This window comes from Okeania sp. SIO2F4, assembly GCF_010672385.1.
In the GTDB taxonomy this organism is placed as follows: Bacteria; Cyanobacteriota; Cyanobacteriia; order Cyanobacteriales; family Microcoleaceae; genus Trichodesmium.
The window spans coordinates 1-21550 of the sequence record NZ_JAAHGT010000007.1; the positions used below are offsets into that span (position 1 = coordinate 1).

Annotated in this window: 15 protein-coding genes, 1 tRNA gene and 1 pseudogene; 4 read left to right on the top strand and 13 right to left on the bottom strand. The window is 35.8% G+C overall.

Going from position 1 to position 21550, the window contains the following annotated elements; genetic code table 11:
• Positions 1-848: 848 nt before the first annotated feature.
• The 4 genes from F6K22_RS00660 to F6K22_RS00675 all read right to left on the bottom strand — a co-directional run bounded on the left by F6K22_RS00660 (position 849) and on the right by F6K22_RS00675 (position 2113).
• Positions 849-1067: a toxin-antitoxin system TumE family protein gene (locus F6K22_RS00660; protein WP_293092245.1), complete on the bottom strand. Its 219-nt coding sequence runs from the start codon at positions 1065-1067 to the stop codon at positions 849-851.
• Between the two features lie 9 nt (positions 1068-1076).
• On the bottom strand, positions 1077-1235 hold the full coding sequence (locus F6K22_RS00665) for a hypothetical protein (protein WP_293092247.1): 159 nt from the start codon (positions 1233-1235) through the stop codon (positions 1077-1079).
• Between the two features lie 154 nt (positions 1236-1389).
• Entirely contained in the window at positions 1390-1515 is a 126-nt protein-coding gene (locus F6K22_RS00670; RefSeq protein WP_293092249.1) for a hypothetical protein, read from the bottom strand.
• Between the two features lie 262 nt (positions 1516-1777).
• Positions 1778-2113 (bottom strand): class I SAM-dependent methyltransferase, encoded by a 336-nt coding sequence (locus F6K22_RS00675; RefSeq protein ID WP_293092267.1) that lies wholly within the window; start codon positions 2111-2113, stop codon positions 1778-1780.
• Between F6K22_RS00675 and F6K22_RS00680 the strand changes: the two genes are divergently transcribed.
• The gene (locus F6K22_RS00680; RefSeq protein WP_293092271.1) at positions 2025-2768 is read left to right on the top strand and encodes a hypothetical protein; all 744 of its coding nucleotides are present in this window, start codon (positions 2025-2027) and stop codon (positions 2766-2768) included. The two genes, F6K22_RS00675 and F6K22_RS00680, sit on opposite strands and share 89 nt — an antisense overlap.
• A gap of 510 nt (positions 2769-3278) precedes the next feature.
• Here the strand turns inward: F6K22_RS00680 and F6K22_RS00685 are convergent.
• A pseudogene (locus F6K22_RS00685) lies at positions 3279-4362 on the bottom strand (RNA-guided endonuclease InsQ/TnpB family protein).
• Between the two features lie 204 nt (positions 4363-4566).
• Positions 4567-8136 (bottom strand): methionine synthase, encoded by a 3570-nt coding sequence (gene metH / locus F6K22_RS00690; RefSeq protein WP_293092269.1) that lies wholly within the window; start codon positions 8134-8136, stop codon positions 4567-4569.
• A gap of 2165 nt (positions 8137-10301) precedes the next feature.
• On the opposite strand from metH, the gene F6K22_RS00695 reads away from it, so the two are divergent.
• Entirely contained in the window at positions 10302-12824 is a 2523-nt protein-coding gene (locus tag F6K22_RS00695) for a hybrid sensor histidine kinase/response regulator (protein WP_293092251.1), read from the top strand.
• A gap of 4 nt (positions 12825-12828) precedes the next feature.
• Positions 12829-13488: a response regulator gene (locus tag F6K22_RS00700; RefSeq protein WP_293092253.1), complete on the top strand. Its 660-nt coding sequence runs from the start codon at positions 12829-12831 to the stop codon at positions 13486-13488.
• Positions 13489-14245: 757 nt separating this feature from the next.
• On the opposite strand, the gene F6K22_RS41625 is transcribed toward F6K22_RS00700, so the two are convergent.
• From F6K22_RS41625 to hisF, 6 genes are all read right to left on the bottom strand, one after another.
• Complete coding sequence (locus tag F6K22_RS41625; protein ID WP_363272566.1) at positions 14246-14605, bottom strand: PEP-CTERM sorting domain-containing protein; 360 nt, start codon at positions 14603-14605, stop codon at positions 14246-14248.
• 585 nt (positions 14606-15190) lie between these two features.
• Positions 15191-16438: a J domain-containing protein gene (locus F6K22_RS00705; protein ID WP_293092255.1), complete on the bottom strand. Its 1248-nt coding sequence runs from the start codon at positions 16436-16438 to the stop codon at positions 15191-15193.
• A 991-nt stretch (positions 16439-17429) separates the two neighbouring features.
• Positions 17430-17502, bottom strand: a tRNA-Ala gene (locus F6K22_RS00710).
• A gap of 302 nt (positions 17503-17804) precedes the next feature.
• Entirely contained in the window at positions 17805-17984 is a 180-nt protein-coding gene (locus tag F6K22_RS00715; protein WP_293092257.1) for a hypothetical protein, read from the bottom strand.
• Positions 17985-18850: 866 nt separating this feature from the next.
• Positions 18851-19063 carry a hypothetical protein gene (locus tag F6K22_RS00720; RefSeq protein WP_293092259.1) on the bottom strand — a complete coding sequence of 71 codons (213 nt, stop codon included), beginning with the start codon at positions 19061-19063 and terminating at the stop codon, positions 18851-18853.
• Positions 19064-19164: 101 nt separating this feature from the next.
• The gene (gene hisF, locus F6K22_RS00725) at positions 19165-19935 is read right to left on the bottom strand and encodes an imidazole glycerol phosphate synthase subunit HisF (RefSeq protein ID WP_293092261.1); all 771 of its coding nucleotides are present in this window, start codon (positions 19933-19935) and stop codon (positions 19165-19167) included.
• Between the two features lie 455 nt (positions 19936-20390).
• Between hisF and petP the strand changes: the two genes are divergently transcribed.
• On the top strand, positions 20391-20591 hold the full coding sequence (gene petP, locus F6K22_RS00730) for a cytochrome b6f subunit PetP (RefSeq protein ID WP_293092263.1): 201 nt from the start codon (positions 20391-20393) through the stop codon (positions 20589-20591).
• 241 nt (positions 20592-20832) lie between these two features.
• Here petP and F6K22_RS00735 read toward each other — a convergent pair.
• The coding region (locus F6K22_RS00735) for a transposase (protein ID WP_293092265.1) at positions 20833-21550 on the bottom strand (718 nt) is incomplete at its 5' end.

A 21550-nucleotide genomic window follows, 5' to 3' on the forward strand; every position in this document is an offset into this window, starting at 1 on the left:
CTGGAATTTCCCAGAATCTACCATTTTTTTTGGCTCCTTTAACTCTTCCTTGAGCTAGTAAAACTAATAAACGTTGACGAGAGATACCTAATAAAAAAGACGCTTGTTTAGTACCCATGATTTTTTTTTCAACTGTTGAACAATAGTTAAGCATGCCAAAATATAATAACATTACAAAAGTTACCTAAAAATAAATATAAACACTCATTATTGGTTTTGTCAACAAGAGAGTTTGCAAAAAAAAGTATGAGTGGTTATGGAAGGTGTTTTTTTGATGCTGGTGATAATAATTTTCCCATTTTCTTGAATAATCTTAAATTATTGGCTTTCTCCTAACTATTCTTTCGGTATTAATAAACCTTGTTCTGTTGCTATTAATTTCATATTCAATCCTTAATTAACAAACTCAACCACCTTTAAATTTTCTACTTCTTCACAGAGATTTTTCAGCATCCAAGATTCTCCAATCCATTCGTCTAATTCTAGGGTTTCTGTAGATTCATCATTTTCATATCTTCTGAGAAATTATTCTGTAGATAACTGATATTTAGTCTCAAATTTATGCAATCTTTGTTTAGTTGGTTCAATACCATCAGACAAAGACTTTCATTAATGGATAATGGATAATTGCGAACTTGATAATTACAAGAAGGTTAAAACTGCGAGGGAATTGAATATAAGGAATATTGTCTTTGTTTTCCCCTATCCAAGGGGAGGCTTCAAGGCGCGAATTATTTAATTATTAATTATTAATTATTAATTTTTCGGTAATTCTTTTCCTACTGCTGCTTTTAATAAAATTTTTAATGATTCTGGATGTTGGCATCTAATCTTTATTTCTGGCATATTTACCTCCTGAGAATATTTTCAATTTCCTGTAATACCTCTATCAAAATAGGACTATTTGAGGAAATAACATTTTCTTGACTTCCATCATGTTTATGGTGGGGAAAATTTGGTAAGTTTAGCTTTTTATGATGCCTCGTATTATTATAGCGGAAAATCAGATTATTTGAGGCAGTCATATATTGATAGGAATACATATCGCGGTCTATTGTTAATTCCACATCTACAAATTATCGCACCATTAAAACAGAATTATCTATAAACTTTATTTCCCCTCGAATCATACCTTCAAAATCACTTCGTTGAGAGGGTATTATCTGAAAATTCTGCACTACTTCACAAGCTAGGATTAAATCGTGAATTTGCTGCAAGTAATCCTCAAATAACAAACTCAATCTCTCCCAGTTTTTCTATGTTTTCTTCGAGTCGTTTCAACATCAAAGCTTCCCCTATCCATTCATCTAATTCTAAAGTTTATTCAAATTCGTCATTCTCATATCGGAGTAGAAATTATTGAGTGGATAACTGATATTTTTCTTCAAATTATAAGAGTATTTTTTTTGTTTTAGCAATTCCTGATTTCAGGGATTTTACCCGGTCATATATCATGTTTTCAATGGTGTTTTTTAATGATTCTGGATTTTGACATTTAATCTTAAGTTCTGGCATATTTATTATCTCCTTTAACAAACGATCGCTTTTCTAGCATCCTCTCATATATGGAAAGAGTTTAAAATCAATTGAACACTAAAATTTCATATTTAATCAGATCAAATAAACTAAAACACTCTAACCATTTAGCTGTAATCCAATCATTGAAACTATTAATAATTAAACTATTGATTACTGAATATGTAGGCTGCATATTTTTAGTTATATCAACTACTTCTTTTAGTTTAAAATCTGTATTTTTCCCAATATTTTCATACTCTTATAAACAAATAAATTTTACCTTATTTGTTGCTTTTGAACCGTATGTATCAGTAATTAGGCGATTTAATACTTGTTTCTCGAACTTTTGCCAAAAGTAGTAAATTTTATCATTAATAATAAAATCTACGACTATAAATTCACCTCCTGTTTTCATGTTTTTTCTAACTTCTTGAAAGAAAGTTTCTCTAGATGGAAAAGAAAAAATACATTCTAGAGCAATTACATAATCAAACAATTGCTGAAATTTGGGTAAATTACAAGCATTAGCACAAATCAACTCAATGCGGTTATCATTTTTCGGTTTAATAATTTCTCTAGCTCTAATTATAAGCAAGCAAATCCTAACAGCACTCGCTGGTGCGACGGTTTCCCTGGGAGCCACCTTTTCCCTCCTAGCTCAAGGAGCACAAGCAGCATCGTTCGTTACCACTTTTACTGACGGTACTGACTCCAGCAAGTGGGTGAAGTTGGAGTGGAGTGGCGTTGACTCACAGAGCGAAGGCGAAGAAGGTTTCGGTTGGATAACTGAAGAGGAATTGGTAGGAGGAATCAGTATTTGGGACAATGAGGGCAACAGGTGGGAAAGTGAGGTTGAGGACTTAATCCAATCATCCTTCCTATTTGACTTGAGTACCGGTCAATTACAATTAGAAGAGGGTGATTTTATATTGTATATAGACGAAGATTTAGAGGTAGGAATACAGAATTATAATGGTGATATGTTTAAGGATGGGGAATGGCAATGGGTTGATCAAGTTTCTTGGAATTTGGGGTTTGGATTGATTACGCTTGATTCCTACGATGTGGCGACGGAAAAAATGGAGTCGGCGGTGGCGACGGCGGTAGCCACCCCTGAACCTAGCCTCACATTAGGTTTTATCGCACTTGGCGGTTTAATGCTAGGTGGAACCATAAAGAATAGAAAGGGAAAAAGCCAAGAAGTTGAGTCAGAAGGAGTCAGGTTGAAATTAACGTCACCGAATTTGTAGGGGCGGGTTTCACCAGAAGCTTTTGTACGCAATTCAGTTATTCATCTAAACCCGTCCCCTACGCTCTAGAATTGGGGGCGGGTTTACCTAATCAATGTGTTTTCCCAATAATCCCCTATGAAACCCGCCCCTACATGATTTCGTTAGCAGTTATTCATCACTATTATCTATATCTATACTGTCTTTGAGTGGCGATCGCGAACTCAGAAACCGGGTTTCTTGAAGAAACCGGGTTTCTTTGCGTAAGTCGGAGATTTTCCCCCTTTCTTATTCCCCCCTTTCAAAGGGGGGTTAGGGGGGATAAGCACCTCTTCGTAATGTTGGGTTTCGTTCCTCAACCCAACCTACGCACTACGGACTTCTCTACCTACGCACTAAAATACTTCGCAACAAGATGATAAGTAAGAATCGCCGTCGTAGACTGCTGCTTTATAAAACTGACATAAAACGTTATAAAAGGTGACATTTTAATGTTTACTTCCTGCTTCTGCTGAGGCCGTCGGCGGTTACTCATCCACAGGCATTGACGGTCAAGCCGACCGCATTTCTCAAATTTATACTAGCGTTTAAATCTCTATCTATTGACAACCCACATTCAGGGCAATCATAAGTCCTGAGATTTAATGGCATATCTTGGATATGACCACAGTTAGAACAAGTTTTTGAAGATGGAAAAAATCTATCTACTACTACTAATTGTGAGCCATACCATTGACACTTGTATCCAAGCTGTCTGCGAAACTCATAAAACCCTTGGTCTGCTATTGACTTAGCTAGCTTGTGGTTAGCTAACATTCCAGACACATTTAGGTCTTCTATGACAACAGTGCCGTGGTTCTTGGCTAAGTAAGTTGTCAATTTATGAAGTGTGTCTTTACGAATGTTAGCCACCTTTCTGTGTAGACTGGCTATCTTTAACTGCGCCTTCTTCCAGTTAGCAGAACCAATCTCTTTATGACGATTTAGGTACTGCATCCTAGACAACTTAGCTTCAAATCTCTGATACGATTTTACACTTTCAAATACTTGACCATCACTCAAAGTAGCTAAGGTTTTTAGACCTAAATCTACACCTATAACGTCAGTTTTCTTCGGTGTGGTTATGGTATTCCATTCATAGCTACAACTGAGATACCAATCACCTGCTTGTCTACTAATAGTCCTGCTTTTTAGTTGTTGCTTCAATGGGTTCATAAGTTTTTACCCAACCGATAAAAGGTAACTTGTGAGACCAACCATTAAGTTCTATTGCTGTTCCAGAATTATCAATTGTGAAAGAATCCGATCTGCCTTTCTTCTTGAACCTGGGATGTTTACTTAAACCTTGAAAAAACCTCTTAAATGCTTCACCTAAGTTTCGGAAAGCGTATTGATAAACTCTAGATGACAAGTTTTTCATCCAAGGGTGGAGAGGTTTCGTATAATTGGTAAAAACTTTTCTAAGTTTATCAGCATTAGGCTTGTAGCCATCAATATATGCTTGATTCCATAAGCTTAAACCCCAGTTATAGCACCAGCGTGAGTAGCCCGCGTGTCGAGCCATCAGAGTTTTTTGTTTATTATTAAGTTTGAGCTTGGTTCTAATGGATTTCATTTATGCGTGAGCGCTACCTATTTAATCCTATGCTTTGTGAGCTATTATATCGTTATTCTTTGATTAAGTCAATATATTAGGTAGGAGCGAAAAAAAACTAAGGACCTCTCCCCCAACCCCTCTCCTTGCAGGAGAGGGGAGAAAATCTTGCTCCCCCTTCCCTGGGAGGGAAGGGGGTTGGGGGGTTAGGTTTTTCACCCCAAACTACGCACTAAAATACTTCGCCACTGGATGATAAGTAATAATCGCTGTCGTCGATTGTTCTGGATACAATTGCTCGCTCTCATCCATATACATATCAATTCTGTCTACTTGCAACAAGTCTAACTGCTTAAACTGGTCTTGCATATTCGGACAAGCGGGATAACCAAAACTATAACGCGATCCCTGATAACGCTGTTTCAGAATATCCTTAATATTATCTGCATCCTCACCGCCGAAACCTAACTCCCGACGAATACGAGCGTGTAACCATTCTGCCATTGCTTCGGCAGTTTGTACCGCCATACCGTGGAAATACAAATAATCTGTATATTCGTTTTCAGCAAACAACTTCTGACCAAACTCAGTCGCTATTTCTCCTACTGTTACAGCGTGCATTGGGAACACATCAATAATTCCGGAATCCTTGGGAGCAAAGAAGTCAGCAATACACAACCGTCGTCCCGACTTTTGCCGTGGAAATTCAAAACTGGTGACAACTGTTGTTGGTTTACCAGTCTTATTCATTTCGTCGGAGTCGTAAATGAAAAGTGTATTTCCTTCTGATTGACAAGGGAAATAACCATAAATTGCTTGGGGATACAGCAACTTCTCATTAACTACCCGTGATTTCCAATTTTCCAGAATCGGATAAACTTTCTCTGCTAAAAAGGCATCATACTCTTCCCGTGGTTGTCCTTTAGGTTTGCGGAATTGCCATTGCCCTGCCATCAACGCTTGCAAATCTAAATACCAGAATAATTCCTCGAATGGCATATCTTCTAGTTGTAATAACTTGGTTCCCCAGAATGGAGGAGTCGGGCGAGGGATATCTACTGCTACATCATCAGAACGCCGAGTATCTATCACAACTGGTTCAGCAGGTTTAGTTTCCTCTTTTTCTTCAGACTTAACTTCGCTAGGATCTTTACCATTACCATTACCACTACCGTTACCGTTTTCTTCAGCAAACTCACCCAAGAAACCTTGGATATCATCCCACTGATTTTCTGATTTTGCTGGCATCAACTTATCCATGAAATGCAAATCGGAAAACGCATCCTTACCATAAACAACCTTACCTTTGTAGGTATTTTGGCAATCTTGATGAACGAATTTCGGAGTTAGAGCGGCACCACCTAAAATCACCGGAACTGTAATACCTTCTTGGTTAAATGTTTCCAAGTTATCTTTCATAAATGCGGTTGACTTCACTAATAAACCACTCATAGCGATGCAGTCCGCATTATGTTCCCGGTAAGCAGCAATAATGTTATCAACTGGTTGTTTAATTCCTAAGTTAATTACTCGATAACCATTATTTGAGAGGATAATATCCACCAGATTTTTACCAATATCGTGAACGTCTCCTTTAACAGTGGCAATCAGGAAAGTTCCCTTAGAATTATCTTCACCAGACTCTTCTGCTTCCATGAAAGGTTGTAGATAGGCAACTGCTGCTTTCATGGTTTGAGCAGACTGCAATACAAATGGTAATTGCATTTGTCCGGAACCGAATAATTCTCCTACTACTTTCATGCCATCTAATAAATAGACATTGATAATATCTAACGGCGGGTATGCTTCTAGAGCTTTGGCTAAAGCATCCTCTAAACCGATACGTTCCCCATCAATAATATGTTGTTTTAAACGTTCTTCAATTGGTAAATTTTGTGTGGCAGAACGGTCTTTTTTAGTTGTTTTACCCTGGAACATTGTTGTCAGTTCAGCCAGAGGATCGTAAGTACAAATATCCCCATCAAATTCCCGTTGGTCATATATTAGTTTCCGACAAACTTCTTGCTGTTCTGGTTCAATTTTTGACATGGGTAAAATCTTACTTGCACTAACAATAGAACCATCCAAACCTACTGCCATTGCTTCATGCAAAAATACCGAGTTCAATACTTGTCTTGCTGCCGGATTTAAACCAAATGAAATGTTAGAAACTCCAAGCATTATATGACAATCTGGTAACTCTTCTCGGATACGTTTAATTGACTCAATCGTTGCTTTTCCATTTTCCCTATCCTCTTCAATACCAGTAGAAACTGGCAAAGCTAAAGTATCAAAGAACAATTCATGGGCAGGAATCCCATATTCTATTGCTGCATCATAAGCTCGTTTTGCTATTTCAAATTTCTTATCAGCCGTCCGCGCCATTCCATCCTCATCGATGGTTCCAACTACCACACCAGCACCATATTTTTTCGCCAATTCTAATACTTTAAAAAAACGAGGTTCTCCATCTTCATAGTTAGTAGAATTGAGCAAACATTTACCGCCAGCAACTTTTAAACCAGCCTCCATTTTTTCCCATTCAGTCGAGTCTAACATCAGAGGCAAATTAACATTTGTGACTAAACGAGATGCTAATTCGTGCATATCTTTCACCCCATCGCGCCCCACATAATCAACGTTAACATCAAGAATATGTGCCCCTTCTTTTACCTGAGATTTTGCCAGGGCAACTAAGCCATCCCAATCTTCATTATTTAGTAAAGTTCGACATTTTTTAGAACCACTAGCATTAAGTCTTTCCCCAACAATTAAAAAGGAGTTATCTTGTTCGTAAGTTTCTGAAGAATAGATGGAAGCTGCTGATGGAATATAGTTATATTCTCGTTCTTTTGGTTGAAGAGTTTCAGTAATTTCAGATAATGCTTTAATATGGTCTGGACGAGTACCACAACAACCACCGATAACCTGCACTCCCAAATCTTCAACGAAGTGCATTAATGCCATTTTCAACTCTATAGGAGTTAATCTATAGTGAGCTTGTCCGCCGATATTTTCTGGTAAACCAGCATTAGGAATACAGGAAACAATAAAAGGAGAATTTTCTGATAAATAACGAATATGTTCCTTCATTAAATCAGGACCAGTGGCGCAATTTAATCCTAAAATATCAATAGAATAAGGTTCTAAAATTGTCACAGCAGCATTAATTTCTGAACCTACTAACATAGTGCCAAAAGCTTCCATAGTTACTGACACCATGATGGGGCGACGTTCGCCTTTTTTCGCAAAGGTTTCTTCTATACCATTTAAAGCAGCTTTTATCTGTAAAACATCCTGACAAGTTTCCACCAGAAATAAATCTACTCCCCCATCCCAAAGACCTTCTGCTTGTTCCGCAAAACCATCTTTTAAGGTGTCAAAATCAATATGTCCGAGGGTAGGCAATTTAGTTCCTGGTCCCATTGAACCAGCAACAAATCTAGGCTTTTCGGGGGTAGAAAATTCCGCAGTAACAGACTTTGCTAATTCGGCTGCTGTTTTATTAAGATAGTAAGCTTTGTCTGATAAATCGTATTCTGCCAGTACAATTTTTGTCCCACCAAAGGTATCAGTTTCTATCACATCCGCACCTGCTGCAAGGAAGTCTCGGTGGACCTTAGCTACCGCTTCTGGTTTAGTATGGACAAGATATTCGTTACAACCTTCATACTCTGCACCGCCGAAATCTTCAGCCGTTAATTCTTGGACTTGTAGATTAGTACCCATTGCCCCATCAAAGACGATGACCGGACGTTCTGGGCTATGGAGACGATTTAAAAATGGGCTGTTCATCATTGAGTATTTAATATTTAGGTGTTAATATTTATACTACTCTTTTCAGAGTTTGAAAGCAATTTATTTTCTCTATGATAATATGGATTGTGGGGTGTTAAGTAAGTAAGCATAAATAAATATCAAACTCAAAAACAGGTGTCGTATGAAAGGAATTATCTATTCCTTATTGCTAAATTAGCTGTTTCTTCTCTTATATTTTTTGTGTTTTATTGTAAGTATTCAGGTAGCTCCCCTTTAGCTTTTCCTGCGGAATGCTAGTTCAACAATTAATAATTAATTATTAATAATTAATTATTACCTCTCCTTGAAAAGGGATAGGATTGACTAAAAGGAAAATTTTTTCAAGTTTCTCCTTTAAAGGAGAGGCTTTAAACCTTAATTATTCGGTAAACAATTTTTCCTTAGTAATAATCCTGCACTAAGTAATTAATGAAAAAGATTAGCAAAGAATGATTTGAGAGTAACTTTTAATTGTTCCTCAATCTTTCAACTCTAATTCTTTCTTCAAAAAGAATAAGTTAATAACTGATAGCTGTTTCGCGGAGCGACTTGAATTGCGCAGCTCCTCTGTTAGCGCAGCTCCTCTGGAGGAGGCAAGAGGCTAGCTGACCGCTGAATGCTTACGTTTTATTTTATCTATATACTTATAGCAATTATCAATATATTGTACAGATTTAAATAATAACTAAAATCTACTGAAAATCATTTCAATGATGGCTTAGTAGCTGATGATTCATAACTTCCAACCTCAAAAATTATTGATTAGTCAAAATACTATCTTCTTCGGCAAATACGATAAATTTTTTATCTATAGGACTTGCCCAAAGAAACCCGGTTGCTAGGAAAAATCGTTGGTTTGAACAGAAAAATAGACATATAAGAAAAAACCGAGTTTCTGGGTGCGGGTCTAATACCGTTTCACTGAAGTCAGAAGTCAGAAGTCAGAAGGCGCGAAGTTAGATTTCATAGACTAAAAACTTTTACAATACAATAGTTTCAGGCAATTCTTTGACATTTAAAGTTTGAAACTATTTGTGACATCCTTAAAGTGAATTGGTATAAGTTATGAGCGTTGCATAGTTGTGGGATGATAATTAAATTTACACGCATCTGAAACTTTTGATTGATCGGGCTAAATTTTTGGATACATATCAAAATCATCCCTTGATAATGCAACGCCAAGTTATGATGTATTTTTGATTGTCGCGATGCTCTGATTTTTCTGGAACCTAGCTCTTATACCATTCTTGAAAACAGAATGTTATGAATAATAAAGTATAATTAAAATACTTTACATGATATGTTTGTTTGACTAAAAAGAGAAACTCCGCTTGAATAAATAGCTTAAATACTATTTATTCTGATATATAATCAGGTTATATAATATATGTTGATAATTCTATAATTACTTCAAGCCTTCAATCTCCCCTACTCCCCTACTCCCTACCCCCAACTATATAATAAGTATTCAACCGGATTTGATATGACTCCTGACTCGGAGACCCTTAGAACAAGTCTAACTATTTGTAGCAAAAATTTATCACGCTGACTGTGATACCAATTTCATAAAATATTACTACAGTCACGATACAGGGAACACTTAACTCGGAATAGGTATGGAGGGAAAGAAAAACATGATAAAAAAGAGGAAAAAATGTTTAATTTTTAGAATTTATGGAATTTATATATTTTTTTATTGTAGTAATAAATCACATGCTTAAGATGTAACTGCCTATGCATGAATTTGGTATGAGATAGTAGATTTTTCCAGAGCATTATTCAGAAAATTTGGAAAATTGAGTATAAGACCCCACGGTCTTCAAAGTGTCCACAATTAATTGGGGTGAATCTCCATACTCTTAAACCTTAAAACATGACCTACAATCTACAACCTTATTCAATGGGAATGAGTACCAAATATCATATCAAATTCCGTAGTATTCGTTATTTTAAAACGTTACAGATAGGGTTTGTGGGGCGGATATCGGTATTTTGGGTATTTCATACAAACCCGATTTCTCAACGAGTCTCTGGTAGAAATCATATCACTCCAAAGCTAGGGAATTTAATATCATTAATAATCATCCTGATGGATTTTCCTTAACAATAAATACTCTAAAAAAAACTGATGATTTTCTTGAAGAAAAAAGAATGAAACAGCTATGACTAGAATTGAGCAACTACCACAAATTAAAATTTGGCAAAGGTTACAAAATTGGTGGCAAAATAACCGAAAAGATGAGAACTCAAGTCACAACTTTATATTACGTTTATTGGTCGGTAGTACGACTGTAATAGTTAGTATTTCTGCTTTTTATAGCTATAAAGTTGTTCAGGATTTAATTCTAGATAATTTGAAAGAAAATGCTTTGTTGGAAGTAAAGCTAGGAGCTGATAAAATCGATCGATGGTTGGCTAGTAGAAAAGTTGAAACACGCACTACGGGCAATACTCCTACCTTCCAAACTATGAACTGGTCAATAGTTGAACCTTTCTTAAAATCTAAACAATTGAAATCCCAAGATTTTTTCTTTTTTGCGATGATTAATCCTGACGGTTCTTACTATACTAGCAAAGTCGGCAAAGCTAAAGCTAATCTCAAAGACCGCAAGCATATTAAACGAGCAATGGCTGGCAAAGTAAATGTTTCCGATCCAGTCAATTCTCGTACCCTAAATACTCTCATGGTTTTTATTGCTGCTCCTGTTTGGTCAGACTCTGATAATACCAAACAACCAATTGGAATTATAGCAGGTGCTATCCCAGTAGACCGGATTAGGGAAGTAGTGAATGGTTTGAAATATGGCTCTAACAGTTATGCCTTTGCTCTTAATTCTCAAGGAAAGACAATATTTACCCCTCAACAAGATATAAACAGCAATATCAAAAAACCAATTCCCAATTTTTTGTCATCGGAAAACCTTTACCAGCAGAATATTGCCAGAAAAATGGTTGCTAAGGAAAGAGGAATAGAATTAGTAGAAATAGATCGGCAAAAAGTTTATATTGCCTATGTTCCCATCAAAGAAGCAGACTGGTCTGTTGGGTTAATCATTCCTAGGGCAAATATTGAATCGCAACTAAGAGCATTAAATCTGATGGCAGTGGTAGTGATCGGTTTAGCTGTGACAATGATTATAGTCTTGCTAAAGGTACAGTCATTTGAGCAACAGCAACTCAAAAAGACAAAAGAAGCTGCTGAGATTGCTAACCAAGCAAAAAGTGAGTTCCTTGCTAATATGAGTCATGAGTTACGCACCCCTCTCAATGGTATTCTCGGTTATACTCAAATTCTTAATCGTTCCCATTCTTGGGGGAAAAAAGAACGTAAAGGTATTGAAATTATTCATCAATGTGGTAACCACTTGTTGACTCTGATCAATGATGTTCTGGATATTTCCAAAATAGAAGCTCGGAAACTTGATTTGCAACCCTACGATTTCCATTTGCCTTCTTTTTTGCAAGGAATTGCAGAAATTATTCGCATCAAAGCAGATCAAAAAGGAATTCAGTTAATTTATCAATCAGACCCCAACCTACCCCAAGGTATAATTGCAGACGAAAAACGCTTGCGCCAAGTTTTAATTAATTTATTAGGTAATGCAGTCAAATTTACAGATGCAGGTAAAGTGATTTTTCAAGTACATATCGATGATTCCAGTCATAATACAGAATTATCTGATAGTCACCAGGAGACAATATCTACTCCTAACTCATATCCATCTACAACAGTCAAATTTGAAATTCAAGATACGGGGGTTGGTATTCCAGACAATAAGATTGATAATATCTTCAACCCCTTTGAACAAGTAGGAGAACAAGCGAAGAAGTCTGAGGGAACAGGATTAGGATTAGCTATTAGTAGTCAAATTGTGAAACTCATGGGTTCGGATATTAAAGTAGAAAGTCAGTTGGGTGTTGGCAGTACATTTTCCTTTGCAGTTAAATTTCCTCTGAGTCGTGACTGGGTGCAATCACTTTCTAATGTAGAGGGAAAACAAATTATTGGTTACGAAGGAGGACAAAAAACTATTCTGGTTATTGACGATCGCTGGGAAAATCGCTCCGTACTGATTAATTTGCTGCAACCTATTGGTTTTATTACTGCGGAGGCAGAAAATGGTGCTGAGGGATTAGCTAAAGTAGCGCAACTTCAGCCAGATTTAACTATTACAGATTTATATATGCCAGTGATAGATGGTTTTAAGATGGTCAGGCAATTACGCGGCTCTGATGAATTAAAGCATTTAAAGGTGATTATCTCTTCAGCTTCTGTCTCGAATATAGATCGCCAATACAGTCTTGATGCTGGGGGGGATGATTTTATTCCTAAACCTGTAAATGCAGAGGAATTGTTGAAAATGATAGAAGCACATTTAGAAATTAAATGGAAATATGCTCAAACAGAAAATATTGAAAATATGGAAATAATTCCCCAATCATCAGTTTCAGATGTGGCTACTGATAATTCTAGAATTGTATCTCCACCACCGGAAGAGTTAGAAATTTTGCTCGACTTAGCAAGAAGGGGGAGCCTAAAAAAATTGACTAAAAAAGCCGAAAAAATTCAGCAACTAGAGCCAAAATATACTCCTTTTACTGTACCAATTTTACAGTGGGCAGATGATTTTAAAGCTGATAAAATTGAAGATTTTATAATTAATTTTTTAGAGAAAAAGGAGTAGATTAATGTCAATCTCACCCAATTCAGAATATATTTTAGTTGTAGATGATGCTCCAGCTAATCTAAAAGTAATAGTTCAAACTTTAACGGATGAAGGGTATGAAGTTACCACAGCAATTACTGGGGAACGAGCATTAAAGCAAATTTCTTATGACTTACCTGATTTAATATTACTAGATATACAAATGCCTGGTATTGATGGGTTTGAAACTTGTAAAACGTTGAAGGAAAATCCTCAAACTAAAGATATTCCGATAATTTTTATGACTGCTCTTTCAGACAGTGAAAGTATAGTTAAAGGTTTTAATTTGGGAGCTGTAGATTATATTACTAAACCATTTCAAGCAGTTGAAGTTCTTGCTAGAGTAAAAACTCATATACATTTACAACACTTAAGAAAGAATCTGGAAAAAGAAGTAGCTAAGAAAACTAATCAACTTACTCAAGCTTTAGAGGAATTACAAGTATCTCAAGCACAACTGATTGAAAAGGAAAAAATGTCGGCACTGGGAGAATTAATGGCTGGAATAGTCCATGAATTAAATAATCCTATTGGTGCAATTTCTAATAATTCTCAGCATCTGGAAAACTATAGCAGTGAGCGCTGGCATCAATGCATACATACTACTACTGTCTTTGTGTGTAGTATAAAACTTGCTACATGACCGACATTTTTGATATGCGATAGCTTCGCTGTGCCTCCGGCAATCGCGACAGTTTAAACAGAAAAGTTCAACTTCAACCTGTCGATCTTTTTCCTGAACTCTCATACGATAATTGGTCTGGGTATTTGGTTTACCATCCAAAAGAATATAAGGAAACTCAGAACTATTACGCTCTTCTGGTTGTACACCAGGAATAAAATCTGGGTCTACAAATAATCTTGTTAACCCCGGTTTAGCAGGTTCTTGAGGACGTATCCAAGCTTTAAGTTCACCATCGTCTTTAACCTGACTGAAACCTGTCGGACAGGAAGAAGCATCTTCCTTGATAACCATTTCAACATCTTCACCGATTTTCCCATTCCAACAAAAGGGTAAATTATCCGCATATTCTAAAGCTATAACATAAGAATTTCTCGGCTTTGTTGCATCTTTGGGAAAAATTCCTCTCCAATACAAATTAATCGCACCATTACTTAGATCGAGAGGACTTATTCCTAAATCTACTAACTTAAGTGATGCAGCTTGATAATCACCATCTGAAATTAAATAACCTGAATCAAGACGGAGTTTTGAGGATAGTTGCCATTTTCCCCGACTATCAAATTCATCCTCTAACAAAACTGTCTCATTGGAACTAAATTTAAAATCAAAAGCAAAAGTTCTTTCAGAGAAAATTGCCATACTTGCTATCAAAAGAACCATCAGTAAGTAATATTTGATTTTAATTTTTTTTGTCGCAGTTATCTGACATTTGCGATTATTTTTTTGGCCTATTCCATCTTACTATCCCTAAAGCTCCAGTAACTAATAAACCAAATACAGAAGTAGGTTCCGGAACAGACTTACTATCAAAAATCTGCTCTTGAGTAAGTGCAATAGCATCTATTTTAGTTGCTTCCCTACTGTCAAGTCTTCTTAATAGAATATTAATAGACTCAAAAGTGACAGACTCCTCAATTCCATAGATATATGTTCCATCTTCGTTTTGACCAGCAACATATCTCCATTGAGATGAATCTACTACCAGGCGATCGCCTATTGACTCCCACTCATCATTATTATTAAAAAAGGAAAGTTCAACCCTGTAATAACGGAAATACGTTGAACTAATAAATATAACTTAGAGATTGAATGTATCAGAAAATATAAAAAGGAGATAGGGAACAGGGAACAGGGAACAGGGAACAGGGAATAGGGAATAGGGAATAGGGAATAGGGAATAGGAAATAAGGAGGAAGAAATAAACATAAATATTTGTCGCTTAAAAATCTAGGAATATATGTACTGAATACTTCTTTATCTACCAAATTTCAATCTCTTGAATTATTACCGCTTTTAGATTTTAGTCACAAGTGATGCTCTCTTAATACTTATTTTACAAACAGTCTCTTATAATCTCTTTATACAAACACAAAGTCTTTATCTTCACAGAATCTTTAAAAATTTAGTCACTACTTTATAGAAAATTCAAAAATATAATTATATCACAATACAGTTCAGTTAAGAATTTTTTGAATCAGGAAGAAGGAAGAAATAATATCAAATCCGGTAGTATCGGTATCAAAAAGCGTACAAACCGGGTTTGTTTTAAATACCCCGCTGTATAAAATCTACTTCTCACAAACCCGGTTTCTGATAACAGTTCCATTGCCAATGGATTCGATCTCTAAACTAGGAAATTTCTAAAAGCACGACTACTTATCTAGTTAATTAAACCAAATGGCAACGCACTTACCAATAACATAATAGGTACTATTAGAGCAGATTTTTCTTCAGAAATATTGGAAATTTTTTGACAACCAGTATACATAATTAAAATTGTATAACAAAGAGCAAACATAGCTAAAATAAAACTAATTACCAAATTGTTTAAAACTCCACTAATCAACAGCAGTAAACCTACAGGTAGTAATGACGCACCTGCGATAAACAAATCTCCCGTTAAACTACCATTAGTTTTAAATATTAGTCTGGCAAAACCACTTGTAACTGTTATATTCACAAAAGGAATAATACCAATAATTATTAACAAGAAAAATCCCGTGTGATTTGCTTCATCCAATCGTTGTGAAATTAGACTAATTCCTATGACAAAGCAAACTTCAAATATTATCCCTAATAAAATTCCTACATTCAAAGCTCTTTTCTGTTCTAATTGAGAAAAAGCTGGTAATAACCCTCCTGTTGGATTAGGTATAAAAGTCTTTACTGCAATCCAACTATCCTGAAAAGTTTTCTGGAATATTTCTAGTATTTCTGCCCAAGAAAAATTCTCTAAACTTCTAATAGCTTCTAGAGATATTTGAGAATTAGCTCTATCTCCTTGCTCTGCAAAAAGTTGAGCAGCTTTTCTGAAATCCAATCTTGCCAGACGATGTTCTTGTAATTCTAGATAAACCAAACCACGCTGATAATAAATATGAGCAAAATTCGGATTTATTTCTAATGCTTTAGTATAGTCTTCCATACCAGCTTGAATATACCTTAATTTCATCCGACATAAACCCCGATAATAGTAAACTTCTACTAAGTATGGGTCTAAAAATAATGCCTTAGTATAATCAATATCAGCATTTCGATAATCTTGCAATTTATAACTAGCAAATCCTCTATGATATAAAACTTCTGCCCAATCAGGATTAATTGCCAGTGCTTTTGTATAATCTAATATTGCACCTTGATAATCTCCAAACTGACTTCTGGCAACTCCACGCTTATATAATTCCTGTGCTTCCCCTACAGTTTGGTCATATTGCGATCGCTTCAATGGGTCAGAAAGAATCTCATACACTGAATTAATTTCTTTAAATTTTTCTGCTGCATTTATATCCCCTGAATTGACGTCAGGGTGATACTGACGTGCTAGACTATGATAGGCTTTTTTAATCTGTTCTGCTGAAGCATCTTTTGATACTCCTAGAACTTCATAATAGTTATGATCTTTTTCCATCTAAACCACAGTTTTCCAAAGCACTGTTTTTAGGCAATTATTGCTGATTATATCATAAAATATCTCAATGTTTATGCCAAACAACATAATTATCAATAAAATCAGAAAGAATGTAATTTTTTCTGATATAGAATTTATCAAATTGGTGAGACAGACAAAATTTAGATTTTAAGGAGTAGCGGTGCGACCCCTGGTCAACGACCGAGACAAGGGAATGGGAACTAACAGAGGAAACAGGGAATAGAAAAAATACTGTATTTCATTAATATCAGAACTACTATCAGTTAAATATTTAACTTTTACTTGGGAGTTTTCCTGCCTTTAAATACTCCCTCATAATGCCGATAATATTTATTAACAAGTATCAACAACAAATCTCCTTAAATATGTCTATAATTATCTCTCAAATATGAGTGAATCAAAGCAATTTTTAAGGCTGTAAATCATGGAAAAAAAATTAATTTTTGATGTATGTCAGATAAAAAATCAAGCCTGACATTGACGATCAAAAAATACTTAATAGCTTTCAATATACAAAAAACAGATAAAAAATATTAACAAGGAATGATTAAAACCCATGCTTTCTAATTGTTAAATTCTGACTCCTGACTCCTAACCTCTAAGAATTTATACCAAACATTGATCAAAATAATTGGGTCGCGTAACCCCGTTACAAAAACAACTTCTGATTTCTATACGTCGCCAATCCGACAGCTCCCCTATCTCACTTCTAACTTCGTTAACACACTTACTAATAGACTCTCAATGCTGATGAAATTACCATCATAAAAATACACCACAATTTTCATAATCTAGTGGTAGAAAATTATTATTTACTATAAGTTCGGTATTTATCTTTATATTTCTCAATATAGACACAACCTACCTTCTCCTTCTTTACCTTTAGAGTGTTTCGTTTCGTCATTTTACGATACTAAAATGATACTGGATTTAGTAGCTACAAAAGGAGAGAGTTTAGTCTCTATCAATATGGAGTTAAGCGGACTCGAACCGCTGGCCCCCTCAATGCCATTGAGGTGCTCTACCAACTGAGCTATAACCCCGTGTATATAGGTTTCAGAGCTTCGATTAAGCTTTATTTATTAGATGATATCAGTTAGAAACCAGTAAGTCAAGAATCTAGTTGTTTTGGCCATGGGATGATCGAGCAAAACCATTTTACTCAGGCTATTTTGTACAGATCAAGAGGAGTGGAATTTGGCCACAAAACAAATCCACTAATCATTTTGAACCTTGACAAATCAGATGAGGTCATGTATAATATATGTATTACTAGAATCATAAATAAAAATTTGCCAGTGATAAAGTAATTTCTAATCTTAACTTAAAAAGTTAAGTTTAAATTTTAACCCAGGAAGTTCTTCCAATTCGGTACTTGCCAGTCTTGACCACAGATGACTAAGCTGCCATTAGTGGAAAATATTTTGTGAGTGTCATTGCATATTGGACAAGTATCTTTTAACTTAGAAAATTTTTCCCACTTATATTTCTGGTAAGCGCGAGATGTAGAGTAAATAGTTGACAATTATACACTAGATGTATTATTATAGCAACCATAAGTATAATTATTAGGAAAATGACTATTGCATTAGTGAGTATTTTCGTTTAAACTATATATATTATTTTAACCTTATTTGTTTTTGGACACGGCTGCTGAGGTCGTGTTTTTTTTGTTCTTTCATAAGTTTTTACAAACTTATTTTTAGTTTTAGAAAATTTTGGATGAGGATGATCTTATTGTAGCGATATTTCTAGTAAATGGGTGAAAAAAGAGCAAAAATGTCTAAAATCAGGCAAATATGTAGCTCTAAGCTGATTTTACTCTTATTTAGAGCCTAGGATTCTCTCAAAAAACAGCTTTTGCAATATTGCAAATTGACTCTAAGGATAAAAGAACTTCTGACATTATACAAGACATTATACAATTAGAAGTTCCTCCAGTCTATTTCTCTTTAATCCATTCTGTGTAAACCAGAACCTCCTCAGACTACGACGACCGAAAAAGGGGTCTGTCTACCTGAGACGATATCACCCCTTTATTGTTTCGATATTTATTTTTCCCATTTTCACTGGCTTCATCCTTTGTTACTGGCCAAAAAATGAAGCTTAATCAAATACCACTGAGATACCTTCTTGATGACATGAATATCTTTAAGATCGCAAACTTTAAAGTCAGTTCTATCGCTTTAACCGATAAAATTACTCCAAGATTTAGTGTCATTGAGGCGCTCTACCAACTGAGCTATAACCCCTAACCAAATAATTAGTTCTAGTACCTAATTTTTTCTTTATTTGTCAAGAAATTAATCAAAAAATTTCTACAATATTTTTATCGGACGATCTACCAGGGTATCTGGCCTTCTTGAGGAACATCATACCCTGATGACCAGCTTAAAAATATGTGTAGGAATGTTGAGACATTTGAGTTAGGTGAGTCATACAAGTACCCATGAGAAAATAAACCACCATCATTGCTGCAGCAGATATAGCAACTAAGATACCTGCTAGCATTAGAGAAAATTCTCGATGATGGAATGACTCTTGCATCAAATGCAGAGCCCAAGCAACCAAAGCAACATCAAGTATTAGAATTGTGACCAACATAAGTTACGTTTTGTAACAATTATTTTATTGTAACAACATTTCTTAAAAATATATCTAAGTATTTTTATTGAGAAAATCTCAAATAAAAGTTACAAGTAAACTTAACTTTGTCTTACAGGCACTTGATGGCCAGCAAGATAATCCTTAATTTCTGCTATACTTAGTTGACCGTAATGTAGCAAAGAAGCTAGTAATGCTGCTTCTGCTTGACCATCAGTTAAGGCCTCAAAAATATGCTGGCAGTTACCCGCACCCCCAGAAGCAATTACTGGAATCTGAACACTTTGTGCTATAGTTCTCGTCAGGTCTAAGTCATAACCTGCTTGGGTTCCATCAGCATCCATACTTGTGACAAGCAGCTCTCCTGCCCCTCTTTTTTCTACTTCTATTGCCCAAGCGATCGCATCCTTACCAGTATTTTCTCGGCCACCTCGGACATACACATCCCATCCTAAGTTGTCTGGATCTGAACGACGACGAGCATCAATAGCTACTACAATACATTGATTTCCGAAACGATCGCTGGCCTGATTAATAAAGTCAGGATTACGCACTGCTGCTGAATTTATACTAACTTTATCGGCACCTGCTCTTAACAAATTTTTAATATTATCTAAGGATTGAATACCGCCTCCCACTGTCAGAGGAATAAAAACCTGCTGTGCAGTCCGATAAACCACATCTATTATTGTATCTCGGTCTTCGTGAGTGGCTGTAATATCTAGAAATACCAACTCATCGGCACCAGCATCATTATAGACTTGGGCTAGTTCCACAGGGTCTCCAGCATCTTGAAGATTCACAAAGTTGACACCTTTGACGACTCGGCCTGCATTAACATCAAGACAAGGTAAAATTCTTTTGGCCAGCATATAAATAAATTACTTTAGATATCAGAGTATATTATGGCGGATTTTAGACTAGAGATTAATGGAGAAAATAAGTCTAGTCAGTCGTTGCAGGAGATTATTGGGGGGCAAAAATTAAGTAAATTTTAGATGTAGCGAATTTTGTCTAAATCAGGCAGACTACTAGCTGGTAATACCATTTATCAAAAACTTTTCTGCACTTTCTTGAGTAGGGGAGTAGGGGAATAGGGGAGTGGGGGAGTGGGAGAGAAGTAAAAATATGAATAATTAACATTAGTCGTACCAAGATTTTAACTTTTGATTTTTGACTTGAGAGGGAGACTTCAGTCATACCAGGATTTTAACTTTTGACTTTTAACTTTTGACTTTTGGTTGATATTTATAGAACTGTGCTCAAGCACTAATTTCAGATAAACTATGGATTGATTAATACCACTCGAAGAACACTGTAAACAAAAATGGAAATTGGTCAAAAAGTTAAAGTAAAAGGTATAAAACAAAAGATACCTGGCAATATAATCAATCGATTGAAGCAAAATCCCATTGGTACAATCACAGAATTCAAAATGGTAGACGGTAGTGGAATTGGCTACTGGGTCCAATTTGAAGAAAAAATGGGCACTTGGTTTTTTGAAGATGAAATAGAAGCAATTTCCTAACGAATACTTAAAGTAGAGCATTGGGTATGAGAGTAAATCAGAAAAAAAGTATTGCTTTTAGTTGTGCTTGGCTTCCAGTTTACTTCGGCCTAATGCTCAATCTCTAATTAGGGAGTAGGGAGTAGGAAATAGTTAGGAGAAATGGGAATTTATAGATTGACACTCCACGGGATAAATCCGCGTGGATTCTGGCGGTAGTTAAAACAGGGGATAAATCCACCTGTTTTAACTTCTCATCAGTTTAGGGACTGTCATTGACCCCTACCTTTGAATCATCCATACCCATTACAGATACAGCTTTCTCAAGACTCAAAGGACATGATTTACCTAACCATTGACCAATATTTTGTGAGGCATTCCAATCAGCATTGCATTGATAACCATCAAATCCCGTAAAAGTATGCTTAACTCTCTTACCTAGTACACCGTTACGGTGGTCTGACTTGCTAGTATATGGTGCTGGTACAGACTCCACTGGTATACCAGCTCTAATCGCTTTGTACCTGGTAAAAACTTCTAACTGATAAAAAGCCCAATGGTCTCGGTTTTTACTAGCATCTGACTTGGTTTTCTGCCGTTGCTTTGAGCTTTGTCTGATACCCGACAAATCCTCAAATCGCAAACCCATCTGATAGTCTTTGGCAAATTGTACTAACTGTTTAGAAATTACATGATTGATGTGAGTCATAATTCTACGCTCACGCCTTTCGATGTCCTTGATTTTTCTCAGTTTCTTAGCTTCCTGAAGTTGTCTCCGTAATTTTTGATATTTACGCCTTAAACTTTTTACTTGCTTTCCACTCCAAAATTTACCAAAGCTATGAGGCAATGCTGCAACTGCAATATTATTTTGACCTCTATCTACTCCGATCCAACCATTAACTAATCCAGGCTCCGGAACATCCATAGATACCGAGATTAGAGCATACCAAATACCTTTTCTAGATTTAGATATTTTA